This window comes from Pseudomonas sp. RA_5y_Pfl1_P24, assembly GCF_963970945.1.
GTDB lineage: Bacteria > Pseudomonadota > Gammaproteobacteria > Pseudomonadales > Pseudomonadaceae > Aquipseudomonas > Aquipseudomonas tritici.
In genome coordinates this window covers 14,988-27,788 of record NZ_CAXAOJ010000005.1, presented here as the reverse complement: position 1 = coordinate 27,788, position 12,801 = coordinate 14,988, and the positions used below count along the sequence as shown (strand labels likewise).

At 61.9% G+C, this 12,801-nt stretch carries 11 protein-coding genes; 2 read left to right on the top strand and 9 right to left on the bottom strand.

What is annotated here, in order from left to right:
* Nucleotides 1-2: 2 nt before the first annotated feature.
* Nucleotides 3-1,340, top strand: coding sequence for a dihydroorotase (locus AACY30_RS09130; protein ID WP_339418600.1), 1,338 nt, complete (start codon nt 3-5; stop codon nt 1,338-1,340).
* Here AACY30_RS09130 and AACY30_RS09125 read toward each other — a convergent pair.
* Nucleotides 1,337-1,858: a DUF3617 domain-containing protein gene (locus AACY30_RS09125; RefSeq protein WP_339418598.1), complete on the bottom strand. Its 522-nt coding sequence runs from the start codon at nt 1,856-1,858 to the stop codon at nt 1,337-1,339. The two genes, AACY30_RS09130 and AACY30_RS09125, sit on opposite strands and share 4 nt — an antisense overlap.
* Before the next feature lie 130 nt (nt 1,859-1,988).
* Between AACY30_RS09125 and cls the strand changes: the two genes are divergently transcribed.
* Nucleotides 1,989-3,428: a cardiolipin synthase gene (cls, locus tag AACY30_RS09120; protein ID WP_339418596.1), complete on the top strand. Its 1,440-nt coding sequence runs from the start codon at nt 1,989-1,991 to the stop codon at nt 3,426-3,428.
* Between the two features lie 36 nt (nt 3,429-3,464).
* On the opposite strand, the gene cfaB is transcribed toward cls, so the two are convergent.
* The 8 genes from cfaB to hflK (AACY30_RS09080) form a co-directional block, all read right to left on the bottom strand.
* Nucleotides 3,465-4,646, bottom strand: coding sequence for a C17 cyclopropane fatty acid synthase CfaB (cfaB, locus tag AACY30_RS09115; RefSeq protein WP_339470582.1), 1,182 nt, complete (start codon nt 4,644-4,646; stop codon nt 3,465-3,467).
* Nucleotides 4,647-4,733: 87 nt separating this feature from the next.
* Nucleotides 4,734-5,522, bottom strand: a complete 789-nt coding sequence (locus AACY30_RS09110) for a DNA-binding domain-containing protein (protein ID WP_339540191.1) — start codon at nt 5,520-5,522, stop codon at nt 4,734-4,736.
* The gene (gene bufB / locus AACY30_RS09105) at nt 5,513-6,358 is read right to left on the bottom strand and encodes an MNIO family bufferin maturase (RefSeq protein ID WP_339418592.1); all 846 of its coding nucleotides are present in this window, start codon (nt 6,356-6,358) and stop codon (nt 5,513-5,515) included. The genes AACY30_RS09110 and bufB overlap by 10 nt, the downstream gene beginning before the upstream one ends.
* A 63-nt stretch (nt 6,359-6,421) precedes the next feature.
* Nucleotides 6,422-6,673: a BufA2 family periplasmic bufferin-type metallophore gene (gene bufA2, locus AACY30_RS09100; protein WP_339470579.1), complete on the bottom strand. Its 252-nt coding sequence runs from the start codon at nt 6,671-6,673 to the stop codon at nt 6,422-6,424.
* 117 nt (nt 6,674-6,790) lie between these two features.
* Complete coding sequence (locus AACY30_RS09095; RefSeq protein WP_339540190.1) at nt 6,791-8,677, bottom strand: cation-translocating P-type ATPase; 1,887 nt, start codon at nt 8,675-8,677, stop codon at nt 6,791-6,793.
* On the bottom strand, nt 8,674-9,708 hold the full coding sequence (gene hflK, locus AACY30_RS09090; protein ID WP_339470575.1) for a protease modulator HflK: 1,035 nt from the start codon (nt 9,706-9,708) through the stop codon (nt 8,674-8,676). Before hflK (AACY30_RS09090) ends, AACY30_RS09095 begins: the two co-directional genes overlap by 4 nt.
* The gene (hflC, locus tag AACY30_RS09085; RefSeq protein WP_339470574.1) at nt 9,705-10,688 is read right to left on the bottom strand and encodes a protease modulator HflC; all 984 of its coding nucleotides are present in this window, start codon (nt 10,686-10,688) and stop codon (nt 9,705-9,707) included. The genes hflK (AACY30_RS09090) and hflC overlap by 4 nt, the downstream gene beginning before the upstream one ends.
* 12 nt (nt 10,689-10,700) lie before the next feature.
* Nucleotides 10,701-12,605 carry a protease modulator HflK gene (hflK, locus tag AACY30_RS09080; protein ID WP_339470573.1) on the bottom strand — a complete coding sequence of 635 codons (1,905 nt, stop codon included), beginning with the start codon at nt 12,603-12,605 and terminating at the stop codon, nt 10,701-10,703.
* Between the last annotated feature and the right edge of the window lie 196 nt (nt 12,606-12,801).

Genomic DNA, 12,801 nt, shown 5'->3' with positions numbered 1-12,801 from the left:
CCATGAGCCGCCTGCTGATCCGCAACGCCCGCCTGGTGAATGAAGGCCAGGCATTCGACGCCGATGTATGGGTTGCCAATGGTCGCATCGAGAAGATCGCCAGCAGCATCGAAGGCTGCAACGCGACCGTGGCCATCGACGCACAAGGCCAATGGCTGCTGCCCGGCATGATTGATGACCAAGTGCACTTTCGCGACCCCGGGGCACCGGACAAAGGCAGTTTCTACAGTGAATCCCGCGCCGCGGTGGCCGGTGGCATCACCAGCTTCATGGACATGCCCAACACCCATCCGGCCACCCTGAACCTGGAAGCCCTGGCCGATAAAAAACGCCGCGCCGCACTGCACTCGGTGGCCAACTATGGCTTTCACTTCGGCGTGAGCAACGACAACCTCGACACCGTCGCCGCGCTCGACCCGCGGGAGGTGGCCGGGGTCAAAGTGTTCATGGGCGCCTCGACCGGCAACATGTTGGTGGACGATCCACGCATCCTGGAACGCCTGTTCGCCGAAGTGCCGACCATTCTGTTGGCCCATTGCGAGCACACGCCGAGCATCCAGGCCAACGAACTGCGCCTGCACGAACGCTTCGGCGAGCACATCCCAGCCGTGGCGCACCCGCTGATCCGCGATGCCGAGGCGTGCTATCGTTCCTCATCTTTTGCGGTGGAACTGGCCAAGCGTTATGGGACCCGCCTGCACGTATTGCATCTGACCAGCGCCCGCGAGTTGGCGCTATTCGAAGACAAGCCTCTGGCCGAAAAACGCATCACCGCCGAAGTCTGCCTGCATCACCTGCTGTTCGATGACCGCGACTATCACCGCCTTGGCCACCAGATCAAATGCAACCCGGCGATCAAGACCCGCGCCGACCGCGATGCCTTGCGCTTGGCCTTGTTGAGCAACCGGCTGGATGTGATCGGTAGCGACCACGCGCCGCATACCTGGGCGCAAAAACAGATGGGGTATCGCGAAGCGCCGTCAGGGCTGCCGTTGGTGCAGCACGCGTTGCCGGCATTACTGGAGTTGGTGGCGGACGGGCTGCTGCCCATCACCACCCTGGTAGCGAAGACCAGCCACCGCGTCGCCGACCTGTTTGCCATCCCGGACCGGGGTTATTTACGCGAAGGCTATTGGGCCGACCTGGTACTGATCAAACCCGAGCCCGAGGGAAAGCCCGTCAGCAGCCAGCCGATCCTGGCCCGCTGCGGTTGGACGCCCTTCGCCGAACGCAGCTTTCGCCACAGCGTCAGCACCACCCTGGTATCCGGCCACCTGGCCTGGCACAACGGCCAAGTGGTCGATAGCTGTCAGGGTTTACCCCTGCATTTTCTGCGTTAAGCGCGAGGCTTGACTGTACCGCAATCGTTACCCAACCACTGGGCATGGCTGTCCAGGCTGCCCTTCTGCTGGATGCCAGTGGCATTGAAGGTGCCGTTGACGGTGGTGGTGAATTCCTTCTGGCTCTGGAACGTCGCCACGCCAGTGCCCTGGGCTTTCGGGCAACTGAAGCGGAATTTCCACTGGTTGCCGGTCTTGTCGGTCACTTCCTGTTTGCAGCCCGATTGCGGGTCGGTCAGGGGGATGGAATCGGAGGCGACCTGTGCCGGTGTAAGGCACACCTGCACACCTTTGCCTGCCATGTTGATGCCTTGTTTTTCGAGCATGGCACGCTGTTCGGGGGTCATCTGTTGCTTGAGTTGACCGAGGATCAGCGACAAGTCCGGCAGGTCCTGGTTATCGACTTTCATATTGCTGGTGGTCAATTCCCACAAGCCCGGCGCCAGCATCTGCGCCTGCGCTGCCACGGGCAGCGACAAACCAACAACCATGGCCAAACCTAGCAGACGAGCATTCATCGGGTAACTCCTGGGCAATTGTGGGCGTTAGACGCCGTAAAAGCGTCAGTGTTGCACGGCAAATAAAATAGCGACATTCGTGACCAGACATGGTCTGTTAGGCACTGGATTGCCTGGAGTACCGTCGTCCATGGATTTCTTTGGCCCGCACCTGCTTGCCTACTTCATTGCCACGCTGCACTTTCTCGGGACCCTCGCCGCGATTCATGCGGTGCTGACCGTCAGGACCGCCCAAGGCTCGATCGCCTGGGCCTTGTCGCTGATGTTCATGCCTTACCTCACGCTGATCCCCTACCTGATCTTTGGTCGCAGCACGTTCGATGCCTACATCCAGGCGCGTCGCCAGGCCAACCAGGAAATGCACAAGGCAATCACCGCACTGAACTGGCGCCCGTGGGTCGAGGAGGCCCTTGCTGCGCGTCACTCCAGCGCCTACGCCTCGCTGCGCGCCATGCCCAAGCTGGGCCGCATGCCGTGCCTGGCCAACAATGAGGTACGTCTGCTGGTGAACGGCGACGCGACCTTCAGCGCGATTTTTGAAGCCATCCGAAGCGCGAAAACCGCCGTGCTGTTCCAGTTTTTCATTATTCACGACGACGAACTGGGCCGCCAATTGCACATCTTGTTGAAGGAAAAAGCCGCTCAAGGCGTAGCCATTTACGTGCTGTACGACCGTATCGGCAGCCACGCCCTGCCTCATCGCTATGTGCATTCACTGCGTGAAGCCGGCGTGCATATCAAAGCATTCGCCACGCGCAGCGGCTGGCTCAACCGCTTCCAGGTCAACTTCCGTAACCATCGCAAGATCGTGGTGGTGGACGGCATCACCGGGTTTATCGGCGGGCATAACGTCGGCGATGAGTACCTGGGCAAAAAACCGCCGCTGGCGCCGTGGCGCGATACGCATGTGCAGGTCACCGGGCCGGTGGTGGCGTGCTTGCAGGAGTCGTTTGCCGAAGACTGGTTCTGGGCCGCGCGGGAACTTCCGCCATTGATTCTGCCGGACGCCTACCCCGAGGATGGCGTGCTCTGCCAATTGCTCGCCAGCGGCCCCGCCGACCCGTACGAAACCTGCTCACTGTTTTTCGTAGAAGCCATTCATGCAGCCACCCAACGCGTGTGGATCACCAGCCCGTACTTTGTGCCCGATGAGGCGGTATTCGCCGCCTTGCGCTTGGCGGTTCTGCGTGGTGTAGATGTGCGCCTGTTGCTGCCGTCACGGCCCGATCACCGCATCGTTTACGCCGCGTCCAGCCTTTATGCGTTCGAAGCCGTGCGCGCCGGGGTGCGCGTATTCCGCTACACGCCTGGTTTTCTGCATCAGAAGGTGGTGCTGGTGGACAGCGAAATCAGCGCCATCGGCAGCGCCAACATGGACAACCGCTCGTTCCGGCTAAATTTCGAAGTGATGCTGCTGACGGTCGACGAAGCGTTCGCTAAACAAGTCGAGCACATGCTGCTGGACGATTTCGCGCTGGCCCATGAGGTCAGCCAGGAAGAAAGCCGCGAGACACGCCGTCTTCAACAACTGGGCATGCGGGTCGCGCGGCTGATCTCACCCATCCTCTAAAGGCCAACACATTTGGATCGCTAACGTCCCGGTAGATCAGCGATAGATATCTTCCCGCGTCCACGGCAGTTCGTGACTGCCATCAGCATGGGGTTTCACCGCCAGAATCTGGTGCAGGTTGATCCAGCCTCGCGCAAACGCATACGCGCAACCCGCCAGGTACAACCGCCAAATGCGCAGCACTTGCTCCGGCACCCTTTTCGCCGCTGCCTCCAAGTTGTCTTCCAGGCGCTCGCTCCAATGGTCCAGCGTGCGGGCGTAGTGCAGGCGCAGGCTTTCGACGTCGACCACTTCCAGCCCGACTTCACTGATTTCGGCGGTCATCATCGCCAGGTGCGGCAGTTCGCCGTTGGGGAACACATAACGCTCGATAAACTCCCCCGCGCCGCGGCCCACAGGGCGACCGTCGGTGTGCTTGGCGGTAATGCCGTGGTTCATCACCAGGCCGCCTTCACGCACGGCGCCGTACAACGTCTTGCAGTACTCCGCCAGATTGGCGTGGCCGACGTGTTCAAACATGCCCACGCTGACCACCTTGTCGAAACGACCGTCTTGCGGCAGGTCGCGGTAGTCGAGCAGTTGCAGGTCCACCTGATCGTCCAGGCCCTCGGCTTTCACCCGCTCGCGGGCCAGTGCCAACTGCTCTTTACTCAAGGTGATGCCGAACACCTTGACCCCGAACTCCCGCGCGGCAAAACGCGCCAGGCCGCCCCAGCCACAACCGACGTCCAGCAAGTACTCGCCGGCCTGCAACCGCAATTTGCGGCACAAGTGGCGAAATTTGTCTTGTTGAGCTTGGTCGATGGATTCGCTGCCGGTTTCGAAATACCCGCAGGAGTACGCCATGTCCTGGTCCAGCCACAGCTGGTAGAACGCGTTGGACAGGTCGTAATGGTAGGAAATAGCGGCTGCGTCAGTGGCCTTATCGTGAATCGAGCGCACCGGACGGGGTTCATCGTCGTGCACCAGCGCGTGACTCAGCTCATCACACACCCGGATCACTTCGCCAATAGAGCCTTCCAGCTCCAGCTTGCCTTCGATAAAGGCTTCGCCCAATGAGTTGAGCGTGGGATGGGTCAATTGGCTGACAACCGCGGGGTCCTTCACCACGATGGTCACGCTGGGCTCGGGGCCCAAGTTGAATTCATGGCCATCCCAGAGTCGCAGACGCAGCGGTAGCTGAAGATTCTGTAAGGCCGGTGGAAGTTGCGCGAGCATGAGTAGTCCCCCCGTGTTTCAGACGCCTGGCTTGAGGGTAGACCATCCGAAGACAAAGTAGGAGGCTATCGATTTGATAGCGCTCGCCTATAAGGCCCGGCGCTCGAGCAAGCCGTCCTGAACCCATTGTTTAAGCCACGTGATAGCCTGCAACGGTGCACCCTCTGCGTAACTGACTGCCAACGCTGCGCACAGTTCGGCGAAGTTCCAGCCAGTGGTCGCCATTCCCGCCAAGGCACAGGCTTCTTCGGGTTCCAAGCTACGGTAATGGCAAATATTCTGATGGCGCCACACCAGGCAGATCTGTGGCGGGCTCAACGGCTGGCTGTCGGGGAAATCCGACTCGTCCTTGCTGGCGCGCCAGATCGCTACGCTATTGAAATGACACAGCACCTGCTGCACCGATGGCGCCAGGGTGATCTGCAGCACCGGCCATTCTTCAGGTGGCAACAACGCCATATCGTTCAGCGTCAGCCGTTCGCCCTGCGGTGCATCAAAGGCCAGGGTAAACGCCCACTCCAACCGCGCCAGTTCCGCCAGCGGCGCACTTTGCTCCGCCACCAAATGCTCAAGGATAAACGCCGGGAAACGCTGACCCAGCCAGCGCAGGCTGTAATGGGCCGATGGATAACGGCGCACATAGGCCTTGGTCAGCGAGGCGAATTCATCATCGCCCAACCAATAATGGATAGTGCGGAAATCATGCCGCAACACTTCCTGCAGCCGCGCGATATAGGCGTTGTGGTAAATCGCCAGGCCCGTCTCTACATCCAGCGTCGGCCCGCCCATCAAGGTCGCGGCGAAGCCACTGCTGGCGTTCGGTGTGTCGGCTAACAGGTGCTGTTCGAAGGCCAACTGCCAATCGGTCAGGCGCATAAATGCCTCCTGGCCAGGGCCTTAGCGCCCAACTCACGGGCCTTGCTCAATTCGATGAGCAGCTCTTCAAAGGGTGGGAAATGGTCGTCGCGCTCCAGTAGCGTCGACACAGGCCCCAGGTGTTCAAGCGTTTGTTGATAAAGCGCCCACACCGGGTCACACACAGGATGGTCATGGGTGTCGACCACGTAGTCGCCGTAGTCCATATGCCCCGCCAGGTGCAGCTGGCGGATACTCCCAGGTGGCAGGTTGCGAATAAACGTCCAAGCGTCGAAGCCGTGATTGCGCGAGCTGACATACACATTGTTGACGTCCAGCAACAACTGGCACCCCGACAAGTGAGCCAACGCGTTGAGGAATTCCCACTCGGTGAATTCGTCGGCCTTGGAGCGCACATAACTGGAGACATTTTCTAGCACCAGAGGGCGTTGCAACACGTCCTGCACTTGGCGCACGCGGGCAGCTACGTGGTAGAGGCTTTCTTCGGTGTAAGGCAGCGGCAGCAGGTCATGCAACTGGTGGGCGCTGCCGCGGCTCCAGCACAGGTGATCGGAAATCCATGCCGGCTGGATGCGCTCGGCGAGCTGTTTGATTTGCTTCAGGTAATCGGTATCGAGGGCATGGGGCCCGCCGATGGACAAGGACACGCCGTGCATCACCAGGGGATAGCGCTCGGCTATCGCATCCAGGTAGTACAAGGCTTTACCGCCCTGGACCAGATAATTCTCGGAGATCACTTCAAACCAATCCACGGGCGGCGATTGTTCAAGGATCTGCGGGTAGTACTCACTGCGTAAACCCAGGCCGTAACCGAGGCTCGCAAGGGGGGTAGGCATAAGACACTCCTGGGAGAGTGTCCGCAGCGGACGGTAAACCGCTGCGGTAGCACTCGGCTGCGATTACTCGCCGACTTTGCCGCCAGCGGCGTCACAGGCTGCCTTGGTCATGGCCTTGAAACCGTGACCCTTGCAGGAGCCCTGCCCTTTGCAGGCATTTTCAGCGGTCTTGCAGTCGTTCATGCCTTTGCAGGAAGTTACGCCGTAGCAATGAACAGTAGCGTCGGCGGCCTGTGCCTGAGTGGCGACACCGGCAAACATAGTGGCGGCAGCGAGAGCCAGGGCAGCACCGGAAACGGCATTTTTGATGTTCATTTTGTAGTCCTCAAGGGTCAGTGTGGGTGTCGGTCTGAACGGATTGTTCAGTCTCGACACACCACTAGAGCGAGGTCCCCCATCGGCGTTACAACACCTCTCAACTATTTCTGAACATTATTCCTCAAGCTTCAACAGTGGCTCCTGAAATCGCAACAGTCGCCCGGCATTGCCCAGTACCAGCAAGGTGCTGAGGTTATGCAGCACCGCCGCAATCATCGCGCCCGCCGCACCCAGCCAACCGAAAGCCGCAAACACGACGATGGCCAAGGTCCAGCCCAAGCCGATGATCACATTGACCTGCAACGTCTGCCGGCATTGGCGACTCAAGCGCACACAAGTACCCAGACGCCGCAGGTCGCTGCCGATCAGCACCACGTCCGCCGACGCCAAGGCGATATCCGCGCCGCCCGCGCCCATGGCCACGCCGACCACACCGGCCTTGAGCGCCAGGGAATCATTGATGCCGTCGCCCACCACCATCGGGCGAAAACCGCTGCCGATTTCCCCTAGCACGCGGTTGAGCTTGTCTTCCGGCAGGGCCTGGGCTTCGACGTCGCTGATGCCCACCTCCAGCGCGAGGCTGTCGGCCACGCTTTGACGATCGCCCGTGAGCAGCAGTTGCCGACCGAGGCCGAGCTCGCGCAGCTCTTGCAGGGCTTGGCGTGCTTCCGGTTTGACACTGTCGGCCAGCAGCAGCCAGGCGAGAAAGTGCCCGTTCAGCGCCAGCCCGGCGATCGGGCCATCGTGGTTCGGCACCGCCGTAGTGACAATGCCCAGTTGCTCGAATAACTCTGGCCGGCCCAAGGCCGCTTCGCCCTGCTGGGTTTGCGCCACGACGCCCAGCCCCTGGCGTTCGCGAATGTCCGTCAACACTTGCATCTGTTCCTGCGTCGCCAACCCCGCCAACGCCCGGCTGACCGGGTGGCTGCTGGCCGAGCCCAGGCTGGCCGCCAGGTTCAACATCACCTGCCGATCCGGCGCCGTGGTTTCGATGGATTGCAGACGCAAGGTGCCAAAGGTCAGGGTGCCGGTCTTGTCGACCACCAGTGAAGTCAGGTCCGCCAACTCCTCCAGAAACGCCGAGCTGCGAATCAGAATCCCATGCCGCGCCGCCACCGCAATTCCCGCAATCGCCGTGGCCGGCGCCGACAGCACCAGCGCACAGGGACATGCCGCCACCAGCACGGCGAGCATCGCCTGGGCGTCATTGGTCACAAACCAGGTCACCGCCGCCAGCAACAACACCAGCACCATATAGCTGCCGGCATAGCGCTCAAGCAGCCGCGTAATCGGTGGCTTGGAACGCTCGGCGTTCTGCATCAGCGCGATGACTTTGCCTAAGGTGGATTCGTTACCGGTGCGGGTCACCTCAATACGTAACAAGCCGTCGAGGTTGATCGCGCCGCCAAACACCAGCACCCCTGCGCTGGCTTCCAACGGTACCGACTCACCGGTAATCAGCGCCGTGTCCAGGCTCGCCTGGCCCGACAGCACCACGCCATCGGCGGGCACCCGATCACCGGCGCGCACTTCGACGATATCGCCAGTGTTCAGCGTGCCGTTATCCACTTCAACAATGCTGCCGTCAGCCTGCACCCGCCGCGCATGGCTGCGGGTGAGTTTGCCGAGGGCATGGATCGCTTCCTGTGAGCCGATCACGCTGCGTTCTTCCAGCACGTGGCCGAAAATCATGATGATCGGCAGCAGCGCGGCGGTCAGCAAATCCCCCGTAGCCCAAGCACCGAGCATGGCCAGGGCGATCAATTGGTCGGTGATGCCATGCAGGCTGGGGAAGCGCAGGCTGTACCAGGCCGAACGCATCACGGGAACGGCCACCAGCAAGGACGCCACGCCCAACAGCAACTGGCTCACACCGGTCTGGTCCGGCGCCAGCCAGCGCCATACCAGGCCCAGTATCAGCAAGCCCAAGGCCAACATGGCCAGGGTCAATTGCCGGGCGGCACTGCGCTGCTCGGCGGAGGTCAGCATGGGTGCGCTCATTGTTCGGCTCCCTGGATGATCAAGCGGGAGTCGTCTTGTGGATCGACCGTGGTCACGGAACCGGCCTGGCCAAGAATCTTCGGCAGACGTTCACGGTACAGGCGCAACAACAGGCCCGGGTCTTTCACCTGGGCCAGGCTGGCAACGGTTGCGGTTTGCGCCTGGGCATTGGCCAGGCGTTCGCTGGCCTGGGCGTGGGCAACTTGCACCAGGCGATCAGCTTGTTGGGTTGCATTTTGGGTGAGTTTTTCAGCTTCGGTGCGAGCGTTGGCCACGGCCTTATCGGCTTGTTGACTGGCGGTGAGGACGGCATTGAAGGCATTCACTGCCGGGCCAGGCAGGCTCGATTGCACATCGACGCGGGTCACTGCGATGCCCAATCCCAAGCCTGTGGAAGCCAACTCCGTGAGGCGTTTATTGATGCCTTGCACCAGATCGCCGCGCAACCGCTCACGGCGTTCGGCGGCGCCGTTGTCGGTGCCGATCAATTCAGGACGCGCCACCAAAATCGTGTCCAGGTCACGCGCTGCCGTCAGGGCCACGGCGCTGCGGGTCACCAGTCGATCCAAGGCCGGCAGCACATGGTCGCCCTGCAACACAAAGGCGTAAGGTTCAGTGACTTTGTAGAACACCCGCACATCCAGCTGCACCACACCGGCATCGCCGGTCAGCAGGTAGCCGGAGCCGGCCAGCGCATCACTGAGCGGCGTGGCAAAACTGGCCACGCGGTCGGCCTGGGTCGCCGCGTCGGAACGCAGCAAGTTGTCCACACGCCGCTCGATCACTCGGTCGGCTGCGGGCAATAGCACCACCTGCTCGAACGGCGGCGGCCACGCCAACAACAACCCGGCATTCTGGATGCGGTCAAGGGCGCCGAAGTGCAGCACCACGGCGCGGTTCTGCGGGTCGATCTGGCGCACATTGGAAAACGCCCAGGCCAACGCCGCCAACACGGTCACCGCGTACAGCGCCAGAAAGGTCAGGCGCCCGGCCTGGATCCATGGGCTGTCCGGGCTGTCACGCTCGGTCATGGCTGAACATCCTTCGGCCCGTCCACCAAGGCGCGGAACGGTGCCGCATCGGTGCGCAGGATGATCTTGGTCCCCGGCGTGACCACGGTGCCCAAGGTATCCAGCGAGCGCAGCAGGTTATACAACTGGGGATTACCGGTGTACGCGCGACCATAGATCTGCGCTGCTTCGACCCGCGATTGCGCTTCGATATCGGCGGCTTTCACCGTCGCGTCGGCCTGGAGGATGCGCGCATCGCGCTCGGCGGCAGAACGGATCTGCGCTGCCTCACGCTTGCCCACGGCGGTGCGTTCGGTGGCGATGGTTTCACGCTCGGCGCGCATGCGGTCGACCGTGGCGGTGAGGGTCACCGACGGCAAGGTCAGCCGCTCAATCCCGACTTGGGCCACACGCACGCCGTAAGTGGTGAGTAATTGTTGATCAATCTGCTGGCGCAACTGCGCTTCGAAATCGGCGATGCGCACCTGGCTGGCATCGGTGTTGATCAGGCTGGACAAGTCGAAACTGGCCGCCGTGGTTTCCAGTGCCGACCCCACAAAGGTACGGATCTGCCGCGCCGCTTCATCCGGCTGGTTCTGCACGGCGCGCATGAAGCGCTGCACATTCTCCGCGTCGCCCTGCACCTGCCACGCCACATAGGCCTGCACGATGATGCGCAGGCCATCACGGGTGCCCACATCCTGCAAACCGCTGGAGGTGGTGCGCAGGCGCAAGTCCACCGGGATCGCCGCTTCGAACGGCGCCGGCCAGCGCCAGCCAAGGCCCGGTTCCAGCAGCACCCGCGATGGGTTGCCGAAACGGGTAATCACCGTGGCCTCGCCGGAGCGCACCTGCACAAGGCTGGCGGCCGCGACTGCAAACAGCACCAGCAACAGCGCCCAGGCCATGCGCCGCCATGGGAATGGGCCGGCGGCTTGCTCGTCACCGTGATGAGGGTGGTGGTGATGGCCGTGATGATGATCGTGAGAATGAGCGCTCAACAGACAGACTCCTTATTGAACGGCTTTACGCGGCACCGAGGGATCGGCCGGCAAGGTAAAAGAACGCAGATCGATCGTCGGCGCGCCATCGGCGCCCAAGCGATGATCCAGAATCAGCAGCTTGGCGTGAGCCAGGCCTTGGCTGAGTTGGCCCAGATACTGTTCCAGCACGAAGGCCTGACCAGCCGTGGCGTAGGCCTTTTGTTCGGCGATAAAACGCAGGTCGGCCGCTTGGGCACCCGCATTCACTTCGCGCGCAGTGGCCTGGGCTTGGTCGCGCGCGGTGCTGGCCTGGAGCAAGGCCTGGTTGGTTTGTTCGCTGGCCGCGCCGCGTTCGCGAGAGATCAACGCTTGGGCGCCAATTTGTGCGGCTTGCACGCCGTGATAGGCGTTGGCGGCACCGGCCGGCGGGTGGATCGCCTCGACCACGGTGGCGAGGATTTCCACGCCGCTGTCGAGCTTTTGCAGGTCCGCCTGCACCGCGCGGCCGATCTCGTCGGCCAGGCTGGTGCGTTGTTCACCGAGCAGTTCATCGAGGGTGCGCGAGGCAAAGTCATGCACCAGAATGCGGCTGGCGGTGCTGCGGATCAGGGTCGGCACATCCGCACTGTTATAGGTGGCGGCAAGCGCGGCCTGGTCGGTGAGGCCGATGCGGTAGACAAACCGCACGTCCATATTGACGATCTGGAAGCTCTGTTTGTCGCCGCTGCTGCTGGCAATCACTTGGGATTTGTCATTTACATGGCTGGCATCCCACAAGCGGTTGGCGATCAGCGGCGGTGGGCCTTCGGCGGGGGCGAGTTCCGGCGCGGCGGCGTCACTGACGCTGGTGGCCAGCTCATGCACCACACCATTTTCCACGCTTATTACGCGGCCCAACGGCCATGGCAAACCTGCATGCAGGCCAGGGCCGAAGACCTGCACCGGTTTGCCAAAACGCTCATAAATCCCACGCCCTTGCAGCGGAACTTCATGCACGCCGGTCAGCGCCCAGCCTACCGCCAGCACCACCAACAGCACCGGCAGAAACGCCCGACGCATGTAGGTAAACGCCCAGATCTGGCGCAAATCGATACCGAAGCGGTTGTGCAACTCGTGCTGCAACGCGAGCAAGGGTTGCGGCGGCCAACGCAGCAGCCCAGCGATAAAACTCTGCGCCATCAGGCGGGGTTCGAGGCGTGGCTGACGCGGGCTAAACAGTGACAGCACCGCTCTTAAAAGAAACTCCAGCGAGACCAGCGCCGGCAGCAGGCCGATCAACACGGCCAACCTAAGGGGCCAGACGGAATTCGCCCCTGCGAACAGCAGGCAAATCGCACTGATCACCAGGCAAATAATCGCCACTCGGCTTAACTGTGCCAGTTGCGAGGCTTCCGGCCACTGCGCAGCGGTTTCCTGGGCCAGACGACGTTCGAACACCAGCAGGCCAAACGCCAAGGCCAGCGCCAGCGCCGCACCGACGCTTGCTGATTGACCGACGGGAGCGGCGGGCAAGGCCAGGTTCCAGAACTCAAGAATGCTGACCAGCGCGAGCAACGACCAACCGCCAAGCCACAGCACCGGCGCGCCGATCTGCTTGCCAAAACGCTCCGCAAGGCGCGCGTACCGGCCGATGTCTTCAACCGGTTCTTCAACCGCAGGCGCTTCCAACGCCTGGGCACGCCAATCCGCCACCCACCACGCCGATTGCAAACCGGCCACCAGCAGCAGCAACGCCGACGCGCCATTGATCAACACCACCGGCCAAATCGACAGCGGCGCGAACAGCGCGACAAACAGCGCCAGCACCCAGCCGGCAACGGCCAGCACCGTCAGGCTGATACCGGCTTGGCGCAATCGACGGGCATGGAAGAGCCCTTGTTGAAACCGCGGGAGGCCCTCCACCGAAGCGCCTTCAGCTTCCAGATCCACTTGCATCCACTCAACGCCTGAATGTACATAATTCGTTACGATATAACACGATGCGTGAAATTTTTGTTCGAAAAACAGCAGTTTCAGTACCCCCCAACCCCCCTGTGGAAGCGGTCCTGTGTGAGAGCTGACTTGCCAGCTGCCACACAGGGACATCGTTGTGTCCAAGATCGTGACTAAACCCCCATAAACACGCGCCATC